Genomic DNA, 20,219 nt, shown 5'->3' with positions numbered 1-20,219 from the left:
TTTTTAGCCTACCCACTTGTAGCGGATAACATGCGGAGTGGGTACCGTTGGCATTGCTTCTGTTGGCGACGTAACCAAAGGCGGCTCAACAATCGGCGAGGTCTCTGTTGTGACACTGCCCGTTGTTACCGTTCCTGTCGCAATCGTGCCTGACGTGGTATCTACGGAGCTTTCAGTTACATTGATGGGCGCATCAATAACAGGTGGCGTTTCGATTTCAGGCGATTGCGCTTCCAAGCGTTGCAGTCGACGATCAGCCATCATCTCATTGTGGAAAATATCTTCTGATGCCAACAAGCTCAATTTAAATGTCGCTTTGTCATCAATAATAGAATCAAGGCGCAGTGCTGCCACAGAGTTCAGAGCTTTAAGCGAACGTTCAACCACAAAGAAGTCTTCAGCATCGTTTAAATCCGAGATTTCCAATGACAATGCATCACCATTTACCACACCCAGATTTACCGCCAAACGCTGCGCATAGTAATCGGCAATCGCATCAATCATTTGAGGAAATGCTTGTGCTGGAGCGCCACTTACACGGCCTTCAACCGGCGTATCATTGTTGATTGCCGCGGCATTCGGGAACATTTGCCACGTCAGGCCTCTGTCGTTAACTTTTACAACCACGATGCCTGTCGGGTTGTAACGCGCACTGGCCTTGGCAATAGGCTCGGCAAACCCACCCCAGAGGTCTGGCACAGATACTGCCACCACATCGTCAAAATCGCCGACGGGCATCAACACTGGCAAACCTCGACGTTCACCTTCTGCTTTTAATTCACCAATCAACGGTGAACCCGATTGCTCCCAAATAACATTACGCTGCGTTGGTGTGTCTTCTATGACCCAAAACAAAACTTCAGGACGAGGCTCACCCCAGTAAGTTGCTTGTGCTTGGGTCAGCAATGTCCGAATTTTTGCATCATCAAACCCCAAAACCAACGTACGTTGACCATCCTGTGCGCCATAGCCTAGTTGCGTGATGTATTGCCCAACCGTAGGCAGAGCCTTTTGGATTACCTGGTTCTCACCAACCGTTGATTGACCCGATGCACGAACAAGAACATCGACAAACGCTTTTTCTTTTGCCGCCTGTTCGGTCGCGGAATCACTGTCATCCAGCACCACTTCAGAACTGAACATTGACGCTGCAAATGCACTGGTTTGTCCCAGCAGCATCGCGAGCACGAAAAATAAGATTCGTAACATATTTATGCCAGATAACTCGAAATTTAAACGCTGATCATAAAAGGAAGCCTTACACACAGCAACGGTAAAGCGTCGAAATTGCGTAATATAACCACGCGACTTCGTGCTCCATGCATCTATCAGTATGACATCTGACCCGAAAATACGGAAAACGTGCCTTGTTATCGGTCGAAAACCCCAGCTTTAAGCGGGATTAGCAAAGGTCTTTGTCTGACAAATAGATTTAGGTCAGGGTTCTGACATTTTAAATTGTGATAGTATCCCGCGATTTTTTTAGATTTAGGAAGGTTCGTCATGATGCAAGCTCTACAAGGGGCACAAATGCTATTTGTTGCCTTTGGCGCGTTGGTATTAGTGCCGCTTTTAACGGGATTAGACCCTAACGTTGCTCTCTTCGGTGCCGGTATTGGTACCCTAATCTTTCAAGTCATTACTAAACGCTCCGTCCCCATTTTCCTCGCTTCTTCTTTCGCGTTTATCGCGCCAATCATGTTCGGTGTTCAACAATGGGGCATCGCTGCAACCATGGGTGGCCTGATGGCTGCTGGCCTTGTTTACGTCATCATGGGCGGAATCATCAAGGTACGTGGCGTAGGCTTTATTCACCGTCTGCTTCCACCCGTGGTTGTAGGTCCTGTGATCATGGTTATCGGCTTAGGTCTAGCACCATCGGCGGTAAACATGGCGCTAGGTAAATCAGGTGACGGCGCAGTACAACTGGTGGACGGTTCTGCCGCAATTTGGATTTCTGCTATTTCGCTGATTGTGACCATTGGCATTTCTGTTTACGCCAAAGGCTTCTTTAAGCTTGTGCCAATCCTTGCTGGTATCGTGTCAGGTTATGTTGTATCGCTATTTTTTGGCGTTGTCGATTTCTCGCCAGTGATCAACGCAGCATGGCTGGCCATGCCAAACTTCACCGCACCGGAATTCCACATTGGCGCCATTCTGTTTATGATCCCTGTGGCGATCGCTCCTGCCGTTGAGCACGTGGGCGACATGCTGGCGATTTCAAGTGTGACGGGTAAGGACTACCTGAAAAAACCGGGTCTACACCGCACCATGGCGGGTGACGGCGTGGCAACCATGGTAGCATCGCTATTCGGTGCTCCGCCTAACACGACCTACAGTGAAGTGACTGGCGCAGTCATGTTGACCCGAGCATTTAATCCGGCAATCATGACTTGGGGCGCAATCACCGCACTGGTGTTGGCGTTTGTTGGCAAGCTAGGAGCAATCTTGCAAACCATTCCCGTTCCTGTGATGGGCGGTATCATGATTTTGCTGTTCGGCTCAATCGCTACCGTTGGTCTAAATACCCTTATCAAAAACCAAGTCGACCTTCACAAGGCACGTAACTTGGCGATCGTTGCGGTAACACTGGTATTTGGTATTGGCGGCATGGCATTCGGTATTGGCGACTTCAGCCTACAAGGCATCAGCCTTTGCGGTATCGTCGCTATCGCATTGAACCTTATCCTGCCAAAAGACATGGGCGAGAGCCACGTTGTCGACAATGCGCAGATGGAAGACTAATTCCTAACATAAAAACAAAAAAGGCTTCCAATCGGAAGCCTTTTTATTGAATACGATTATCTGGTTACTTCGTACCGAAAATCTTATCACCTGCATCGCCCAGACCTGGAACGATGTAGCCTTTATCATTTAGCTTCTCATCAATAGCAGCAGTATAAAGCTCAACATCTGGGTGGGCTTTTTCTAGTGCTTCAATGCCCTCAGGGGCAGCAACTAATACTAAGACTTTGAACTGTTTACAACCACGTTCTTTTAACAGGTCCAGTGTCGCAATCATTGAGCCACCGGTGGCTAGCATTGGGTCTACTACCAACGCAATACGCTCATCAATATTTGACGCTAGCTTGTTAAAGTAAGGTACTGGCTCTAGTGTTTCTTCGTCACGGTAAATACCAACAACGCTGATACGTGCACTTGGTACATGCTCAAGTACACCATCCATCATGCCCAAACCTGCACGCAGGATAGGAACAACAGTGACCTTTTTACCCTTGATCTGGTCAATTTCAACCGGACCATTCCAGCCTTCAATTGTGACTTTTTCTGTCTCAAAATCTGAGGTTGCTTCGTACGTTAGCAGGCTACCCACTTCCGTTGCTAACTCACGAAAACGCTTGGTGCTGATGTCACCTTCACGCATCAGACCAATTTTGTGTTTAACCAGCGGGTGCTTGACCTCAACAACTTTCATGACAGACTCCTGCAAAAAACAAATTCAACGAATTATACACGAGAAAAATAGAGGCGATAGCCACATGCATCCAGTTGCTTCTTTTTAGCGCAAAAGCGTTGACGCAAACGTTTTCCTTTTTGAAAAGTGGCTGTTAAAATGGCGCCGCTTTTCACTCCACAACTCGGTAAGGATCCCCAGTGAGCGATAATAAGTCTTCTCTTAGCTACAAAGATGCAGGTGTAGATATTGATGCAGGCAATGCCTTGGTCGACAGAATCAAAGGCGTAGTGAAGCGCACTCGTCGCCCTGAAGTGATGGGTGGCATAGGCGGCTTCGGCGCTCTGTGTGAACTGCCTACCAAATATAAACATCCAGTACTGGTTTCGGGTACTGATGGTGTAGGCACCAAACTCCGCCTGGCCATGGATCTGAAAAAACACGACACCATTGGTATCGACCTCGTGGCCATGTGTGTGAACGATTTGATTGTTCAAGGTGCAGAGCCCCTGTTCTTCCTTGATTATTATGCAACAGGTAAGCTGGATGTAGACACTGCAGCAGACGTTGTAACAGGTATCGGCGAAGGTTGTATGCAATCAGGCTGTGCTCTGATTGGTGGCGAAACCGCAGAAATGCCAGGTATGTACCACGGTGAAGATTATGATGTCGCAGGCTTCTGTGTCGGCGTTGTGGAAAAAGAAGACATCATCGATGGCTCAAAAGTGGCAGAAGGCAATGCACTGATCGCTGTGGCATCTTCAGGTCCACACTCAAACGGATTCAGCCTTATCCGTAAAATCATCGAAGTATCAGGCGCAGACATCAGTGCAGAGCTGGAAGGCAAAACACTGAGCGAACACCTGCTGGAACCAACCCGTATTTATGTTAAGCCGGTCCTTAAAATGCTGGAAAGCTGTGACGTACACGCTATCTCGCACATCACCGGTGGCGGCTTCTGGGAAAACATCCCTCGTGTACTACCAAAAGGCACCAAAGCGGTGGTTGATGGTAATAGCTGGGAATGGCCTGCTATCTTCAGCTGGCTACAAGAAAAAGGCAATGTCACCGAACACGAGATGTACCGTACCTTTAACTGTGGCGTTGGCCTTGTTATCGCCTTACCTGACACTCAAGCACAGCAAGCTATCGATATTCTGAACCAAGAAGGTGAGAATGCATGGCTGCTAGGTCGTATCGAAAACGCGGCTGATGGCGAAGAGCAGGTAGAAATTAAGGGGTAATAATGAAAAAGCTGGTTGTTCTGGTTTCAGGAAACGGATCCAACTTGCAGGCCATCATTGATCGTTGTCACAACCAAAACGGTATGACAATACGTGCTGTGATGACCAACAAGGCGGATGTTTATGGACTGACACGAGCAAAAGATGCGGGCATTGATGCGGTTGTCGTGCCAAGCAAGGGCATTACTGATCGTGGCCAATACGACAGCCAGCTAATGGCAACCATCGATGAGTTCGCGCCAGATCTTATTGTTCTGGCCGGATTCATGCGTATTTTGACACCAGAATTTGTGCGCCATTACCACGGCAAGATGCTTAATATTCACCCGTCACTCTTGCCCAAATACCCAGGACTAAACACCCACCAGCGCGCGATGGATGCGGGTGACAATGAGCACGGCACATCAGTGCACTTTGTAACGGAAGAGTTGGATGGAGGTCCTGTGATTTTGCAGGCACGCGTTCCTATCTTTGAAGACGACACTGTCGACACCGTGTTTTCCCGTGTTCAGGAACAAGAACACCGTATCTACCCACTCGTTGTTGAGTGGTTCTGCCAAGGTCGCCTCACGATGGAAGATGGCAAAGCAAAACTTGATGCAGAAACCCTCGGTCCATTGGGGTACGCAGCAGATTAAGGCTAGTTCGGTTAGCCAGATAAAAGTGACAACCAATAAAAACGCGCCTTTGGGCGCGTTTTTTCGATTAAGCAATCAGACTAAGCCTCTGACGTTTCCAACTCGACTCGATTGCAGGTATACACTTCGCCAAGATGGAAGACACAATATTCACCCGGCTGCATTTTGTGCCACGTTTCATTATTGGTCAGAGGTTGCGTCGCAATGACAGTCACCACATCGTTCGGCGTGGTTTCTTCTTGAAAATCCACGGTCACTTCTTCATCAATCAGGCTGGCTTGGCCAAACGGCGCACGTCGCGTGATCCAATGAAGGTTGTTGGTGCAATACGTCATAACATAGTCACCATCACTGAAAAGCATGTTAAACACACCCAACGCTCTCAATCTATCGCATCGACTGGCGATAAAATGAAAGACTTCTGTCATGTCATCAGGCTTATCTGGATAGTGCTGCTCAATTTCGTGTAGCAACCAACAGAACGCTTTTTCACTGTCTGTTTCGCCTACTGGCTTAAAGTGCCCGGTTGGCAGATCTTCATACCCTGCCAGCTGTCCGTTATGTGCATACGTCCAATAACGTCCCCAGATTTCCCGCGTAAATGGGTGGGTATTTACCAGACTGACTTCACCTCGGTTTGCCTGACGAATATGACTGATCACGGCACAACTTTTTATCGGGTAATTTTGCACTAACTCAGCCACTTTTGAGTCACAACTTGGGTTCGGATCTTTGAAGGTTCGGACACCCTTCCCTTCATAAAACACGATTCCCCAGCCATCACGGTGAGGGCCAGTATTGCCCCCTCGCTGAATCAAGCCAGTAAAACTGAAGCAAATATCTGTTGGTACATTGGCACTCATGCCAAGGAGTTCACACATAATCCTTTACGCTGCCTTTGCTCGACTTACTTTTCCATCTCTTTTTCGACAAGCTGGATCAAGATGTGAATAATTTTGATATGCACTTCTTGAATACGATCAGCATAACCGAAATGCGGTACACGGATTTCGACATCTGCCAGACCAGCCATTTTGCCACCGTCTTTGCCTGTCAGCATAATGCTCTTCATGCCTTTCGCTTTTGCAGCATCAATCGCTTTCAGTACATTACCAGAGTTGCCAGACGTAGATAGACCAAATAACACATCGCCTTTGCTGCCAACCGCTTCTACATAGCGAGAAAACACATATTCATAACCAAAGTCATTACTCACACATGACAGATGGCTTGGATCAGAGATAGCAATCGCAGGGTAACCCGGACGGTTTTCGCGGTAGCGACCTGTCAGCTCTTCTGCAAAATGCATCGCATCACAATGTGATCCACCGTTGCCACAAGACAACACTTTACCGCCAGCTTTAAAAGAATCAGCCAACAGCTTTGCTGCAGCTTCGATATCAGCAATGTTTTTGTCATCGCTTAAAAACGCGTTCAGCACTTGAGCCGCTTCATTCAGCTCTGAGCGAATGAGATCTTGGTACATGGGCAATTCTCTTTTTATCGTTAACATGATGGGGCAAGCCGCCCAAATCGTTACCTAGCAGTGTACCCACAAATGGCAGATCCTGTCGATAATCCCGCTCCCTTTATGAATAGTCAGTAAAAACAATTGCCTGAATTTTGAACTCCCCCCTTTCATCTGTACATGTAAAATATTGAGCACATTTTTACCAGTCATCGTTTTACATTCTCTTAAAAACCTGCTTACAATTAAGTGGTATGACCTCTTGTCAATATTGTTTGCATTGCTGGAAAAGGAGACCCCATCATGGCAACAACCCTGTACCTACTCACATTTTTGATTGTATTTGCCGTACTGGCTTACCACCGTACAGGGTTAAAACTCTTTACAGGTGCCACCGCCGCGTTGTTAATTTTCGGATCCTCTATCGGTATTATCGGCCAAGTGTCTTGGTTGATTTTCTTTGCGATTGCAATTCCTATCAATGTGCGTTCTTTTCGTGAAAATTGGCTCAGTAAACCTGCGCTAAAACTGTTTAAAGGCGTGATGCCTGAAATGTCTCAAACAGAAAAAGAAGCGATCGATGCCGGTACGGTATGGTGGGAAGCAGAGCTATTTCGTGGCGCACCTGATTGGAACAAGCTTCATGACGTGCCAGCACCTCGGCTCAGCGCTGAAGAAAAAGCCTTTTTGGACGGCCCGGTAAATGAAGTCTGTCGCATGGTGAATGACTATCAGGTAACCCACGAACTTGCAGACCTTCCTAACGAGGTATGGCAATTCCTCAAGGACCACAAATTTTTCGCCATGATCATCAAGAAAAAGTACGGCGGACTTGAATTCTCCGCTTACGCGCAATCTCTGGTACTACAGAAACTGACTGGAGTATCGGGCGTTCTTTCTTCTACTGTGGGCGTACCAAATAGCTTAGGGCCGGGTGAGTTGTTGCAGCACTATGGCACCAATGATCAAAAAGATTACTACCTGCCTCGTCTTGCCACGGGGTTAGAAATTCCCTGTTTTGCACTGACCAGCCCAGAAGCAGGTTCGGATGCAGGTGCGATTCCGGATGAAGGTATTGTCACAAAAGGTGTGTGGCAGGGTGAAGAAGTGCTTGGCATGTCTATCACGTGGAACAAGCGTTACATCACGTTAGCACCGGTCGCGACCGTATTGGGTTTGGCATTCAAGCTCAAAGATCCTGATGGCCTTCTCGGTGACAAAAAAGACATTGGTATCACCTGTGCGCTAATACCAACAGACATTGAGGGCGTCGAGATAGGACGTCGTCATTTCCCATTAAATGTGCCTTTCCAAAACGGTCCAACACAAGGTGAAAATATTTTCGTTCCTCTCGATTTCATCATCGGCGGAGCACCGATGGCTGGGCAAGGCTGGCGTATGCTGGTTGAGTGCCTGTCTGTCGGCCGCGGAATTACGTTGCCTTCTAATGCCACAGGTGGTCTGAAAACGGCCGCACTCGCTACTGGGGCGTACGCGCGTATTCGTCGTCAATTCAAACTGCCCATCGGTAAGATGGAAGGGATTGAAGAACCACTGGCTCGTATTGGTGGTAATGCCTATGTCCTAGATGCGGCCAGCACATTCACGGTTGCGGGGATTGACTTGGGCGAAAAGCCATCAGTTATTTCAGCTATCGTGAAATATCATTGCACACACAGAGGCCAGCAAGGCGTCATAGATGCCATGGATATTACGGGCGGTAAAGGCATTTGCCTCGGCCCCAAAAACTTCCTTGCTCGCGGTTACCAAAGCGCCCCGATAGCCATCACCGTTGAAGGTGCGAACATCCTTACGCGCTCGATGATCATTTTCGGTCAAGGTGCAATTCGCTGTCATCCCTTCGTACTTGCCGAGATGGAAGCTGCTTATCTAGAGAATGAGAAAGAAGCCATTGCAGGTTTTGATCAAGCTCTTTTTGGACATATTGGATTTGTCATTAGCAACCTCGTCCGCTCGTTTTGGCTTGGTTTAACGGATGGCCGTACATCGAAGGTCCCAAATAAAGACATCACCGCACGCTATTACCAGCAAATGAACCGCTACTCAGCCAACCTTGCCTTGATTGCCGATGTATCAATGGCTGTATTAGGCGGGGATCTTAAACGAAAAGAGCGCTTATCCGCGCGCTTAGGGGACGTACTTAGTCAGTTGTATCTGGCCTCTGCTACGTTGAAGCGATATGCCGATGAGGGCTTTAAAAAGGACGATTTACCACTGGTACATTGGGGAGTACAAGACGCCTTATATCAAGCAGAGCAGGCAATGATAGATTTTCTAGCGAACTTTCCGAACCGTTGGGTTGCCGTGCCTCTCCGAATGCTGCTTCTCCCATTTGGCTCACGCCGCAATAAACCAAGCGACAAGTTAGACGGAAAAGTCGCACGTATTCTTCAAACACCTGGCGAAACACGTTCCCGCATTGGTCGCGGTCAGTTCTTTGAAGCGTCAGAGCACAATACCGTAGGGAAAATTGAAAAAGCACTGCTGGATATCTTGGCTGCAGAGCCAATTTACAAAAAGGTGTGTGAGAAGACTGAGCAAAAACTGCCATTCATGTTTCTCGATAAGGTGGCAGATATCGGGTTGAAAGCTGGCATTATCTCGGAGAAAGAAGCCGAGCTGCTGTGTATCGCTGAAGCAGGAAGAATGGAAACCATCAGTGTTGATGACTTTGATCCTAACGAGCTTGCTGCAGCGAAATCCGCCCTAGATGCAGTGGTACACGCTGCTTAAGCGCACGCGAGAAGAAAAATACAGACACGCACAAAAAAAGGAGAAGCGAGCTTCTCCTTTCCTTTTTATTACGCAGCCTTATCAGGCTCCTCGGGAGGTGGAGCTTCAAGCTCTTCTTCCGTTTCAGCCGCCAATCTCTTCGCTTTAATCTTACGGAAAACGACCCATCCACTAATGGCTAATACCAGCAGTAAGATATTGCCTCCTATGATGGTGATCATGGCCATTTTTCTATCAGCAGCCCGTTGTTCTGCCGCCAACTTTTCATCTTCAATTCGTTGACGCTCGGCTTCTCGCTCTTCACGTTCAATTTTGGCTTGTTCAATGGCAGCATAATCAGCGACAGCAAACGTCTGCTCTGGCAATTTAAAAACCAAAGGACGACCCGACAACTTATCCGTACCATAAAGCCAGCCAAACCAACGATGGCGACCTGGCTGATCAAAGTTGTCGATATCCAGATTCATTGCTGTATAGCCTTCCGTTGCAGTACCTTGATAGACACTGACCTTACCGTTTGAATCGATAAACTCAGAATGAACAGCAATGGTACCTTCTTCAACACTTGCTACATCGGACTCCACCAGCAAATGGTGAGGAAGGGCTTTTTTACGGCTTTGTTTAAAAGTCGCCATCAGTGGTGTCGGGTAGACAAGGACTTCTTGCTCAAGTGTGCGGAAAAAGACACCATTGCCAGATGTGACCCGCGCCCAGTACTTACCCGGTGCAACATTAATGGCTAACTCAACGGTGAAAACACCATCCCCTGCCACTTCATCTAGTCCAGCGCCATCATCGGCAAACTTCCCCAGAGACATCGCCTGAGGCCGTTGATCTTCGGGAATGCCGTCCACATTTTCGAGATACTCGGTAAATGTAACTGTGAGCTCAACCCGATCCAGAAAATCTCTGAGATTTAGAGGATTATTTGCTTGCATCAGGCGCGCTGTAAATTTGAGAGTCTCGCTCTGATACAATCGCGCAGGGAAAGTATCCACTTTCATGTTCAAGTCAGAAAGAATACGGATTCGATTATCTGGAGACACTTTTCCTATCGCCTGCCAAGGGCCAGCCATCGGGTTCAAAACAGACACGATGTCCATATCCGATTCTTGGTGCCAAGAGACATTGTCAGGGTGACGCCATGCATACAATTTCGTGCCATCGGGTTGAACCAATACGACAGGCTTACTGGGGTTTTCCCGATAAATGACAAACGCGACTTGAGTGATGGTGGAATCGATACGAAAACGGTTATTCAGCAACCGAATATCACTGTCAGATGTTTGCTCTGCTGAAACGTTGAACGCCATCAGCAGAGCGAGCAGCAATCCAGCCCACCCATTCTTCATACACTCTCCTGTTGCCTCCACAAACAACGGCCGTTTTTCTCAATCACGTCCAGTTGCCCTTCATGTTCTTTTAGTTCATCGGCAGAAGCTTGAATGATCTTTAGTTTTTTCGTACCGGCCTCAACACGTCTTATGAACTCTCCCCCACTTTCCTGATCGCTAGACTCGCTGCCATTAAACTTCAACGTTGTCTGGCCACCTGTCATCAACAGGTAAACGTCAGCCAAGATCTCGGCATCGAGCAATGCGCCGTGGAGAGTTCGGTGAGAGTTATCTATGCCATAACGATCACAGAGCACATCAAGGTTATTTCGCTTGCCCGGGAAGATTCTCTTCGCCATGGCAAGGGTATCGGTAACCTTACAGAAATCCTCGGTTTTCCCGACATTCAGACCCAGCTTTTGGAATTCGTAATCCATAAAGCCGACGTCGAAGGGTGCGTTATGTGCAACCAGCTCCGCGCCTTTAATGAAGTTTAGAAACTCTTCATGGATCTCTTTGTACTCGGGTTTATCTACCAGAAATTCACCGGTAATACCGTGGACGGAAATCGCCTCAGGATCGATTTCGCGATCTGGCTTAATGTAGACGTGGAAATGTCGTCCCGTTAATTTACGGTTTACAATTTCAACGGCACCAATTTCAATGATCTTGTGGCCTTCATAGTGAGGTCCACCTTCACGGTTCATACCCGTGGTTTCGGTATCGAGAACGATTATCCGGTCGTAACTGGCTTTCATAGCGTCACTTGTGTCAGACTTGGTGATTAAATTGAATAGATACTAACAAATATGGTCAAGCAGGTAGAAATTTTCACGGACGGTTCTTGTCTTGGAAACCCCGGTCCGGGCGGATATGGCGTTGTTTTACGCTACAAACAGCATGAAAAAGAGCTGAGTGAAGGCTTTACGCTTACCACAAACAATCGCATGGAACTGCTCGCTGCCATCGTTGGCTTAGCAAGTTTAAAGGAATCTTGCTCCATTGTACTTACCACTGACAGCCAATATGTTCGCCAAGGCATTACTCAGTGGATCCACAACTGGAAAAAACGCGGCTGGAAAACCGCTGATAAAAAACCGGTTAAGAATGCTGATCTGTGGCAGCGACTGGACACCGAAACGCAACGCCACGAGGTTGACTGGCAATGGGTTAAAGGCCATGCAGGTCATCCTGAAAATGAACGTTGTGATGAGTTGGCTAGAACGGCAGCAGAAAACCCAACCGGCCCTGATACTGGTTATAAGCCGTCCGAATAATAATGCTATCCGCCGGTGCGGTAGTTCACACTCACCGGCGACAACTGTTTCTTTAGTTTCCACTTCGGCTTGATCGGTTTTAACGGATACGTGCGCTTTCTTGCCACAATAAAATACAAAGATCCAATTGCCGGTAATAGCCCAGAACACGCATTTTCAAACCAAACACCACACGTTCTGTGCTTGGTAGCGGGAATCAAACCAAAGCAAGATATTTCCATAATTTCGTAATTTAAGACACCCAGCCAATCTCTCACACGCAATGGCGTGAACATTCGCCCATTCCATGGCAACTGATTTTTTCGCCAAGGGATCACGCGTCCAATGCCCATTAAACTGCTCGGATTCACTCCCGACAAGATCAAGTATCCATCATCAATCATTATCCGGTCTATTTCACGAAGCAGGCGGTGGGGATCATCGGTATAGTCAAGTTGGTTGGCCAAGATACAGACATCGAAAGCCTTATCAATGAACGGTAGATCGTAGCTTTCCGCTTCCACATTTTTCAACGGGTTTAACTTATCAATGCAGACTTGGTGGTGAATGTTACAATGTCCACTAACTAACTCGCAGCTTAAGCCGCCGAGTTTGAGCATGTGATACCCAAACAGACGAGGCAACCACTCATCTAGCCGCGTTTGTATATGCATGCACGCCCAGTCGCCATGCGCAAATTGATCCCATGTATAAGGGTATTCTAATGGACGTTGACTGCGTGCTGGTTTCATAGTCTATCTGAGTTATAGCTGGAGAGTTTTTGTGCTATCTGTATCAAGCATACCCGCATTCAATGATAATTACATCTGGCTGCTAAAAAATGATGACAATCATTGCGTTGTTGTCGATCCTGGCGATGCCACGCCAGTGATAAAAACGCTGACAGAACAAGGCCTGACACTGGATGCCATCTTTATCACGCATCACCACAATGATCATATTGGCGGCGTCGACAAACTGCGTTCGTTGTTCCCAACTATCGCAGTATATGGCCCAAACACTGTGCGGTTCGCGCAAGTGACGCACCCCGTTGCAAATAACGATACCTTTACACTGTTTGGCGAAAATTTTACGGTGTTCCAAGTTCCAGGACATACGTTGGACCACATCGCTTATTACGCTGAAGGTATGTTGTTCTGTGGGGACACGCTTTTTTCTGGAGGATGTGGTCGCTTGTTTGAAGGGACAGCTGCGCAGATGCATCACTCTCTCACCGTCCTGTCCTCCCTTCCAGAAGCCACCAACGTCTATTGCGCACACGAATACACACAATCAAATCTCAATTTTGCTCTCGCTGTAGAACCAAACAATGATGCTCTGGCCAGATATGCCTATGATGTAAAAGCACTTAGAGAGAAGAGCCAAAGTACGTTACCAACAACAATCGCAGTTGAAAAAGACATAAACCCGTTTTTACGTGCGCATGTCGACACAGTGAAAGCAGCTGTAACAAACCATGCAGAAGGCGTGTCAGACGTTGAAATTTTTGCCGCCCTTCGCCGTTGGAAAGACGATTTTTGACATTAGTCACTTGTAAGCAATACTACTGGCCGATTATTATCATCGACCATTTTTTGAAAGGTTAACCAGAAATGAAGTTCCGTTTTGTGTTAGTGGGATCGATGTTTCTCGCAGGATGTCAACTTACCGGGCAAGAAAACGTCGCATCAACGACTAATACGCCAGAGGTTCCCGAGGAAACGCTGACTCAAATTGCGATTGCAGAACCTCAACAACCTGCCATCGAGGATGTTGTTGTCCCTGTTATTACACCGCAAACCCAAGAGGATGTCTGGAAACGGATCGCCATGCAGCTGGAGATGCCAATCCCTGAAAACAAGCGTCTTAACTACTATCGAAATTGGTACCTCAAGCACCCGCAACACCTCGAAACCGTATCAAAGCGCGCAGAACCTTTTCTCTATTTGATCACGAAAAAAGTCGAAGAGAGAGGCATTCCGCTGGAAATTGCCCTTCTTCCTGTCGTTGAAAGCTCTTTCGACCAATTTGCATATTCCCATGGACGCGCTGCTGGATTGTGGCAGTTTGTCCCCGACACTGGCCGTCGTTTCGGCTTAGAGCAAAATTGGTGGTATGACGGACGTCGTGATGTTGTAGCCTCCACCGATGCTGCTCTGGATTTATTAGAATACCTTCACAAGAAGTTCGACGGTGACTGGCTGCATGCTCTCGCCGCATACAATACCGGTGAAGGCCGTGTATTCCGAGCTATCAGAAACAACAAAGCAAAAGGCTTACCGACTGATTTTTGGCACCTGTCATTGCCAAAAGAGACCAGTGGCTATGTACCCAAACTGCTTGCTGTCGCTGATGTTATCAAGAACCAAGAAAAATACGGGTTGTCGCTACCAGAGATTGCGAATAAGCCCGTCGTCGAACAGATAGACCCTAATGTTCAGATGGATTTGGCTCTTGCAGCAAATTATGCAGGACTATCGCTTTCAGAGTTACAAAGTCTAAATCCAGCATACAATCACTGGGCGACATCGCCGGATGGCCCCAACCATCTTCTGTTGCCAAAAGATAACGTCACGCAGTTTAAGATAAAGCTGGCCGAGAACGATAACCAAGGCATCAAGGTAACGCGGTACAAAGTGAAAAATGGTGATTCACTCGGCATGATCGCTCAACGCTACAATACAACAGTAAAAGTGATTCAACGCGCCAACAGTATCAACGGAACCAATATACGTGCCGGCCAACACCTGCTCATCCCTGTTTCATTGAAAGACGAAAGCCAATACTCGCTGAGCGCCCCGCAACGACTGGCAAAACTGACCAGTAAAAAACGCGGTGACTACAAGGTGACGTATGACGTTCAAAAAGGCGACAGCTTTTGGACCATAGCCCGTAAACACGACGTATCTGTGAGCGCTTTGGCTCGCTGGAACGGCATGAGTCCGAAAGATCCGCTTCGTATTGGCCAAGATCTGGTGATTTGGAAGAAAGCTGCGGATGGCGCAAGAATTCGCACTATCGTTTATCAAATCCGAGAAGGCGACTCGTTAAGTGGCATCGCTGCACGTTATAAAGTATCTGTATCTGACTTGATAAAATGGAATTCGCTGAAAAAAAGCGCATACATTAAACCAGGACAAAAACTGAAACTGTATATCGACGTTACTAAAGTCAGCGCATAATTAATAAAATACAGTAAAAATGCATAACCCGTGGGTTATGCCTTTTTACTGTATTTGACTGAAAGCGCTACATCACCATCGGATGCCGTTTCATCATCCGGATCCCTTCACGCTTAATACAATCTACCAGCGGGTTTTCCGCCATATCCGCACGCCATACAAAAGAGAGTGAGCGGGCGATATTGAGTTCGGGCACATTTAAGGCCACAAGCTTTCCAGCTTCAATATAACGCTCGACATCAAGGTAGGGTAGGCAAGTCAGATAAGGCCCATTAGCGACCATTCGACGGATAACGGGGATGTGTTCATATTCACGCCATACGTCTAAATCCGCAATATGGTCGTAAATCGCACTCTCAAAGGCAGTTCGCGTTCCGGAACCGTGTTCACGCAACACCCACTTCGCCTGCTCTAATTGCGCCATACTGACACGCTCTCGCTTAGCAAAAGGATGATGAGCAGAAGAGACAATCATTAAGTGGTCCGTACACCATGGTTCTTGATGAAGGCGATTGTCATCCACTCTTCCTTCAATCACACCAAGGTCATACCGATAATCAAGTACACCGGAAATCACTGAGCTGGTACTTTGAACGCCTAAAGAGATTCGAATTTCTGGAAAGTCATTATCAATAATACTGATAAGGTCCGGAATTAGGTGCTCGGCGGGCGTTTGGCTGGCTCCCAGTCGTATTTCTCCACTTAATAGGTGTTGATCGTAGAAGCCCGTTTCTATCTGCTTGGCATCCCTAAGTAAACGTTTTGCCTTGGGTCTGAGCCAAGATCCCCAATGCGTAAGAATAAGACGCTTACCCTTACGTTCAAACAAAGGCCTCCCTAACATTTTCTCCAGTTGTGACAATGACATACTGGTAGCTGACTGGGTTAAAGACAGCATTTCAGCCGCCTGACTGACACTGCCGCTGTCTGCGACCGCATCAAATACGGCGAGTTGTTTTAGTGAATAACGCATAGTTGCAACCTCTCCTGATTGCTGGCGAACTAAGCCACAAATATCCTATGGGTATATTCTACCTATGCGTTAGAAATCATCAATTTATCTGAATTGAATTTCGAAAAATATCAATTGTACTTCCCCTCCTCTGTCCACTTAGTCTGAAAGGGTAGCAAGGCACGTCGCCCTGCTTAGGTACAAGGAGAACACAATGAGTACGTTGGGGAGGGGAAGTAATGACAACTGCATATTCCGATCATGATTTCGTCTCAGTAAAAGGTTTTTCTGCGTCAGAAATGATGGCAGAAGCAGAGCGATATGCTCTGAAAAAAATCAGCAAACGTAGCGGTGCAACGATCAGTCTTGCCATTTTAGCGGGCGCATTTATCGGTCTCGCTTTTCTGTTCTATACCACAGTTACGACCGGGAATGATGGTACAAGCTGGGGCTTAAACCGCCTAGCGGGTGGCCTCGCCTTCAGTATGGGATTGATTCTGATTGTTATCTTTGAAGGAGAGTTGTTTACCAGCACCGTGCTTTCGAGCATTTCATGGGCTAACAACCAAGTGGGTATCGGCAAGCTACTTTCTACGTGGGGAAAAGTTTACTTCGGTAACTTTTTAGGTGCCATGTTGGTTGTTTTACTCGTCTCCACGGCAGGTATGTATCAGCTAGATGGTGGCCAATGGGGACTAAATGCGCTCAATGTTGCGCAGCACAAGCTGCATCACACGTGGCTGGAAGCATTCACATTGGGAGTGTTGTGTAACATTTTGGTCTGTACTGCTATTTGGCTGACTTTCTGTTCTGCTAATCCAATAGTGAAAGCAGCCATGACCATGCTTCCTGTTGCCATGTTTGTCTCTAGCGGTTTCGAGCACAGCATTGCCAATATGTTCATGGTACCGCTTGGCATTGTCATCGCTAACTTTTCACCAGATAGCTTTTGGGCTGGTGTTGGGGTGAATGCTAGTCAATATGCAGACCTCACCATTAACCACTTTTTAGTAAATAACCTCGTCCCTGTCACCCTTGGAAACATTCTAGGTGGCGCTGTTTTGGTAGGCCTTGCCAACTGGGGCATCTACAGAAAACAACTGCTTCAAACAGAGGTGCTGAGCATCAATGTACCTGTAACCATCAATAAAGCTAGTAAGGACTCTACTATGATGAACAATTTGAAAGTTAAAGATTTAATGAACAAAAACCCTATCGTCCTGAAAGCAAGCGACCGCACCTCAGACGCGATTGATATCCTACTCGCACACAATTTAACAGGCGCACCAGTCTGTGACAGTCAGCAGTTTGTAGTGGGTTTCTTTTCTGTTCATGATGCAATGGTAAATCTTTGGTGCGAAGACTATCTTCCAGATGCAAAGCAATGCATTGGTGAACTGATGCGTGATGATGTGACCGCATTAAACTCTGAAGAAAACGTTATTGATGTCGCTGAGTTTTTAGTGATGGATAAAGAAAAAGTTTTCCCTGTCAGTCCAATGGGCATTGCGACAACCTTCTCTACCTTGTCATTGAAAGACCGAGTCAAAGAAGCCAAAATCAGCAAACCGCACATTCTGCCAGTATTGGAACACGGGAAACTGGTTGGCGTCATCTCGCGCTCTGACGTACTACAAGCACTGAGACCACTTTACGACAATGCCGTAGAAGAGCCTCACCTTGCCCAAGTAATGTAAACGAAAACAGGCCGGTTAGTCCGGCCTGTTTCTAACTTTCATCGTTATTTGGAAAAGGTGAACGAAGCATCTAACCACGCATGATCAGAGGCGCTGGTCTCTTTCGAATTCGACTGCTCTAAAATTAACCCTCGATAAAACAAATGGTCAAGTGGATGGCCAAATACTTTTAATCTCTCGTCTGAGAGGAAATTTGTCTCTTTTATACCCACCTGGCTGAGAGCACCTCTAACAGCCTCTAACCGCTCCTCACTCCAAGTATTAAAGTCACCCGCAATGATCAACGGCCCTTTCACCTTTCGTACAGCATCAACCAACGCATCCAATTGCTCACGATATTCCACAATACCAAACGTAAAATTAATGCTGTGAATATTGATCACCGAGAGCGTGTCTCCATTTGACATTGGAAATGCGCTGTAAAGGGCGCTTTTCGGTAATCTTAAATACGGCTCAGTTTTAGTGTAGGCACAAACTTCTTTTGGCATGACCTCAGAGAGTGTCATAACACCTGCGATCTCACCATTTATAGCAAACGCATAGGCTTGATTACTGTGCCATCCCTTTTCCTCGATATAGTGAAGCAGTTGAGGCTTAGATTGCGCCTCTTGAAGTAAAATCAAAGAATGTGTTTTTGACAGCCCATCAAGCTCTTGTTCCCACCCGTCATTCTGCTGCTTGTATATATTCCAGACAGCGACATTAAGAGGTTCTTGCATGTTGATAACTGAATCACCAGAGTAATCTCGGCAACGAACAGTTCCGTCTCCAGATGCCAACCTTGGACTGTCAGGCACATCTACCATCACATACACCATGCTGATGGCGATAATCAGGGCTAAGGTTCCTAATACAACCCAGCGCCCTTTTAATTGCTTCATTCGCTTTCGTTACCGTCTAATAAATTAACACTGCTTCTAGCGTCCTCTTCTCTAGCTTGCAGTGCGTAGCTATCCACGAAAAACACACAAACGTTTCAATCACGCGAATAGCCCCAGAATCAACTCCTTTTGACCAGATGACCACCTATACTCGGCGCATCCTAATGCTAGTGAGGTTCGACTATGTCAGATGAATCTAAAGGAATCTACTTTCGCATTCTTCGACCCGCTCAACAACCTTGGATGATAGCACTGGTCGCCGCCATTGGCGCATCTCTCTGTATTGGCATGCTCGCCTTCATAGATCAAACCACAAAAGGGGATTATGCCCTCATCGCGCCATTTGGTGCGACAATGGTTCTAGTATTCGGGCTACCACAAAGCCCTCTTGCTCAGCCTCCCAATGTGGTTTTTGGACATTTAACCACGGCCATAGTCGGCATATGCTTTGCTAATATCTTCCCGCCGGAATATTGGGCCTTGGGCATCGCTGTCGGCACTGGCATATTCTTCATGATCATTCTTAAGGTCACTCACCCACCGGCTGGTGGCAACCCAATTTTGATAATGCTTGGCGGGCACACCAGTTTTACTTTCGCGCTATATCCGGTTCTTTTAGGTAGCTGTCTGATAGTCATTATCGCTTTGGTTTATCACGGTTTCATTTCCCGAGCTGAATATGCTTGGGTAAATAAAGTGAAAAAGGAATGATTATGTACAACAAAATTCTTTATGCACTGGATATTGATTCCAAGATCAATTTAAGCAAAGACATTGATATTGCCAACCAACTTAACGCCAAGCTTTATATTGGATATGCGACCTATTTGGGTGAGAGCTATGAAGATGATGAGGTGTATTTTGGAAAACTAACTGGCGATAAGATCGTCGATACGAAGAAACAAATACTGGAACAGAAAATAGTGTCGCTTATAGACGGCACTTCAATCGAGAAAGAAAACATTTACATCATTGATGGTCCAGTAGGAAAGGCCATCGATAAGCTTGCAACCTCACTCGACGCGGAGCTTGTCATCGTCGCAAAGTCACATCATCATTTTAGTTTATTGATGAAAAACGACACCTTGATTCGATTGACTACCCATTACGATTTTTTGAGTTTTAACTGAAGAAACCGATGTATTAACAACAGTGCAGGAAGGCTTGATGTTTTCAGGGGAGAGAGATGAGACTTGGCTGGGATTCCAGTTTCCAACATCACGTTGAAAAAGTGACATAAATGAAAAAGGCTCTAGCATTTCTGCTAGAGCCTTAAAGATGGCAGGGGTGGAGAGATTCGAATTCCCAACACGCGGATTTGGAATTCTACATTACCACTAGATTAAACAACCACTTAAAAATGGCTAAAAACGTTTTTCATTGTATTTTATTTCTTTT

19 protein-coding genes are annotated in these 20,219 nt (G+C 46.8%); 10 read left to right on the top strand and 9 right to left on the bottom strand.

Annotated elements, in window-relative coordinates:
- Positions 1-3 precede the first annotated feature (3 nt).
- Complete coding sequence (locus B5D35_RS10080) at positions 4-1,209, bottom strand: DUF2066 domain-containing protein (RefSeq protein WP_078752457.1); 1,206 nt, start codon at positions 1,207-1,209, stop codon at positions 4-6.
- 294 nt (positions 1,210-1,503) lie between these two features.
- Here B5D35_RS10080 and B5D35_RS10075 point away from each other — a divergent pair, with 294 nt between their 5' ends.
- Positions 1,504-2,745, top strand: a complete 1,242-nt coding sequence (locus tag B5D35_RS10075; protein WP_078752456.1) for a uracil-xanthine permease family protein — start codon at positions 1,504-1,506, stop codon at positions 2,743-2,745.
- Positions 2,746-2,809: 64 nt separating this feature from the next.
- Here B5D35_RS10075 and upp read toward each other — a convergent pair whose 3' ends face one another.
- Entirely contained in the window at positions 2,810-3,436 is a 627-nt protein-coding gene (gene upp, locus B5D35_RS10070) for a uracil phosphoribosyltransferase (RefSeq protein ID WP_078752455.1), read from the bottom strand.
- 179 nt (positions 3,437-3,615) lie between these two features.
- On the opposite strand from upp, the gene purM reads away from it, so the two are divergent.
- Positions 3,616-4,659: a phosphoribosylformylglycinamidine cyclo-ligase gene (gene purM / locus B5D35_RS10065; RefSeq protein ID WP_078752454.1), complete on the top strand. Its 1,044-nt coding sequence runs from the start codon at positions 3,616-3,618 to the stop codon at positions 4,657-4,659.
- Positions 4,660-4,661: 2 nt separating this feature from the next.
- Complete coding sequence (gene purN, locus B5D35_RS10060) at positions 4,662-5,297, top strand: phosphoribosylglycinamide formyltransferase (protein ID WP_078752453.1); 636 nt, start codon at positions 4,662-4,664, stop codon at positions 5,295-5,297.
- An 80-nt stretch (positions 5,298-5,377) separates the two neighbouring features.
- Here the strand turns inward: purN and B5D35_RS10055 are convergent, their stop codons facing one another.
- Complete coding sequence (locus tag B5D35_RS10055) at positions 5,378-6,178, bottom strand: class II glutamine amidotransferase (RefSeq protein ID WP_078752452.1); 801 nt, start codon at positions 6,176-6,178, stop codon at positions 5,378-5,380.
- A 26-nt stretch (positions 6,179-6,204) separates the two neighbouring features.
- Complete coding sequence (gene lpcA / locus B5D35_RS10050; protein WP_078752451.1) at positions 6,205-6,783, bottom strand: D-sedoheptulose 7-phosphate isomerase; 579 nt, start codon at positions 6,781-6,783, stop codon at positions 6,205-6,207.
- Between the two features lie 285 nt (positions 6,784-7,068).
- Between lpcA and fadE the strand changes: the two genes are divergently transcribed.
- The gene (fadE, locus tag B5D35_RS10045) at positions 7,069-9,519 is read left to right on the top strand and encodes an acyl-CoA dehydrogenase FadE (RefSeq protein WP_078752450.1); all 2,451 of its coding nucleotides are present in this window, start codon (positions 7,069-7,071) and stop codon (positions 9,517-9,519) included.
- Between the two features lie 68 nt (positions 9,520-9,587).
- On the opposite strand, the gene B5D35_RS10040 is transcribed toward fadE, so the two are convergent.
- Positions 9,588-10,871 carry a TIGR03503 family protein gene (locus B5D35_RS10040; RefSeq protein ID WP_078752449.1) on the bottom strand — a complete coding sequence of 428 codons (1,284 nt, stop codon included), beginning with the start codon at positions 10,869-10,871 and terminating at the stop codon, positions 9,588-9,590.
- Positions 10,868-11,611: a DNA polymerase III subunit epsilon gene (gene dnaQ, locus B5D35_RS10035; protein WP_078752448.1), complete on the bottom strand. Its 744-nt coding sequence runs from the start codon at positions 11,609-11,611 to the stop codon at positions 10,868-10,870. Before dnaQ ends, B5D35_RS10040 begins: the two co-directional genes overlap by 4 nt.
- A 51-nt stretch (positions 11,612-11,662) precedes the next feature.
- On the opposite strand from dnaQ, the gene rnhA reads away from it, so the two are divergent.
- Complete coding sequence (gene rnhA / locus B5D35_RS10030) at positions 11,663-12,130, top strand: ribonuclease HI (RefSeq protein ID WP_078752447.1); 468 nt, start codon at positions 11,663-11,665, stop codon at positions 12,128-12,130.
- Positions 12,131-12,135: 5 nt separating this feature from the next.
- On the opposite strand, the gene B5D35_RS10025 is transcribed toward rnhA, so the two are convergent.
- Positions 12,136-12,861 (bottom strand): methyltransferase domain-containing protein, encoded by a 726-nt coding sequence (locus B5D35_RS10025; protein WP_170915165.1) that lies wholly within the window; start codon positions 12,859-12,861, stop codon positions 12,136-12,138.
- 31 nt (positions 12,862-12,892) lie between these two features.
- Here B5D35_RS10025 and gloB point away from each other — a divergent pair, with 31 nt between their 5' ends.
- Both gloB and B5D35_RS10015 read left to right on the top strand, forming a co-directional pair.
- On the top strand, positions 12,893-13,651 hold the full coding sequence (gene gloB, locus B5D35_RS10020; RefSeq protein ID WP_078752446.1) for a hydroxyacylglutathione hydrolase: 759 nt from the start codon (positions 12,893-12,895) through the stop codon (positions 13,649-13,651).
- A gap of 71 nt (positions 13,652-13,722) precedes the next feature.
- Positions 13,723-15,291: a LysM peptidoglycan-binding domain-containing protein gene (locus tag B5D35_RS10015; protein ID WP_170915164.1), complete on the top strand. Its 1,569-nt coding sequence runs from the start codon at positions 13,723-13,725 to the stop codon at positions 15,289-15,291.
- A gap of 67 nt (positions 15,292-15,358) precedes the next feature.
- On the opposite strand, the gene B5D35_RS10010 is transcribed toward B5D35_RS10015, so the two are convergent.
- Positions 15,359-16,264, bottom strand: a complete 906-nt coding sequence (locus B5D35_RS10010) for a LysR substrate-binding domain-containing protein (RefSeq protein WP_078752445.1) — start codon at positions 16,262-16,264, stop codon at positions 15,359-15,361.
- Positions 16,265-16,482: 218 nt separating this feature from the next.
- Here B5D35_RS10010 and focA point away from each other — a divergent pair, with 218 nt between their 5' ends.
- Complete coding sequence (gene focA / locus B5D35_RS10005) at positions 16,483-17,940, top strand: formate transporter FocA (RefSeq protein ID WP_078752444.1); 1,458 nt, start codon at positions 16,483-16,485, stop codon at positions 17,938-17,940.
- A gap of 44 nt (positions 17,941-17,984) precedes the next feature.
- Here focA and B5D35_RS10000 read toward each other — a convergent pair whose 3' ends face one another.
- Positions 17,985-18,821, bottom strand: coding sequence for an endonuclease/exonuclease/phosphatase family protein (locus B5D35_RS10000; protein ID WP_078752443.1), 837 nt, complete (start codon positions 18,819-18,821; stop codon positions 17,985-17,987).
- Between the two features lie 183 nt (positions 18,822-19,004).
- On the opposite strand from B5D35_RS10000, the gene B5D35_RS09995 reads away from it, so the two are divergent.
- Both B5D35_RS09995 and B5D35_RS09990 read left to right on the top strand, forming a co-directional pair.
- Positions 19,005-19,532 carry an HPP family protein gene (locus B5D35_RS09995; protein WP_078752442.1) on the top strand — a complete coding sequence of 176 codons (528 nt, stop codon included), beginning with the start codon at positions 19,005-19,007 and terminating at the stop codon, positions 19,530-19,532.
- 2 nt (positions 19,533-19,534) lie between these two features.
- Positions 19,535-19,951, top strand: a complete 417-nt coding sequence (locus B5D35_RS09990; RefSeq protein WP_078752441.1) for a universal stress protein — start codon at positions 19,535-19,537, stop codon at positions 19,949-19,951.
- Positions 19,952-20,219: the final 268 nt, after the last annotated feature.

The organism is Enterovibrio nigricans DSM 22720 (assembly GCF_900167155.1).
GTDB classification, from domain to species: domain Bacteria; phylum Pseudomonadota; class Gammaproteobacteria; order Enterobacterales; family Vibrionaceae; genus Enterovibrio; species Enterovibrio nigricans.
Note: the sequence above shows the minus strand (reverse complement) of the source record. Positions and strands in the feature narration are given on the sequence as shown.

Coding starts and splice junctions, on each gene's coding strand:
- B5D35_RS10080 (WP_078752457.1), bottom strand. CDS start 1,209: ATGTTACGAATCTTATTTTTCGTGCTCGCGATGCTGCTGGGACAAACC.
- B5D35_RS10075 (WP_078752456.1), top strand. CDS start 1,504: ATGATGCAAGCTCTACAAGGGGCACAAATGCTATTTGTTGCCTTTGGC.
- upp (WP_078752455.1), bottom strand. CDS start 3,436: ATGAAAGTTGTTGAGGTCAAGCACCCGCTGGTTAAACACAAAATTGGT.
- purN (WP_078752453.1), top strand. CDS start 4,662: ATGAAAAAGCTGGTTGTTCTGGTTTCAGGAAACGGATCCAACTTGCAG.
- B5D35_RS10055 (WP_078752452.1), bottom strand. CDS start 6,178: ATGTGTGAACTCCTTGGCATGAGTGCCAATGTACCAACAGATATTTGC.
- lpcA (WP_078752451.1), bottom strand. CDS start 6,783: ATGTACCAAGATCTCATTCGCTCAGAGCTGAATGAAGCGGCTCAAGTG.
- fadE (WP_078752450.1), top strand. CDS start 7,069: ATGGCAACAACCCTGTACCTACTCACATTTTTGATTGTATTTGCCGTA.
- B5D35_RS10040 (WP_078752449.1), bottom strand. CDS start 10,871: ATGAAGAATGGGTGGGCTGGATTGCTGCTCGCTCTGCTGATGGCGTTC.
- dnaQ (WP_078752448.1), bottom strand. CDS start 11,611: ATGAAAGCCAGTTACGACCGGATAATCGTTCTCGATACCGAAACCACG.
- rnhA (WP_078752447.1), top strand. CDS start 11,663: ATGGTCAAGCAGGTAGAAATTTTCACGGACGGTTCTTGTCTTGGAAAC.
- B5D35_RS10025 (WP_170915165.1), bottom strand. CDS start 12,861: ATGAAACCAGCACGCAGTCAACGTCCATTAGAATACCCTTATACATGG.
- B5D35_RS10015 (WP_170915164.1), top strand. CDS start 13,723: ATGAAGTTCCGTTTTGTGTTAGTGGGATCGATGTTTCTCGCAGGATGT.
- B5D35_RS10010 (WP_078752445.1), bottom strand. CDS start 16,264: ATGCGTTATTCACTAAAACAACTCGCCGTATTTGATGCGGTCGCAGAC.
- focA (WP_078752444.1), top strand. CDS start 16,483: ATGACAACTGCATATTCCGATCATGATTTCGTCTCAGTAAAAGGTTTT.
- B5D35_RS10000 (WP_078752443.1), bottom strand. CDS start 18,821: ATGAAGCAATTAAAAGGGCGCTGGGTTGTATTAGGAACCTTAGCCCTG.
- B5D35_RS09995 (WP_078752442.1), top strand. CDS start 19,005: ATGTCAGATGAATCTAAAGGAATCTACTTTCGCATTCTTCGACCCGCT.
- B5D35_RS09990 (WP_078752441.1), top strand. CDS start 19,535: ATGTACAACAAAATTCTTTATGCACTGGATATTGATTCCAAGATCAAT.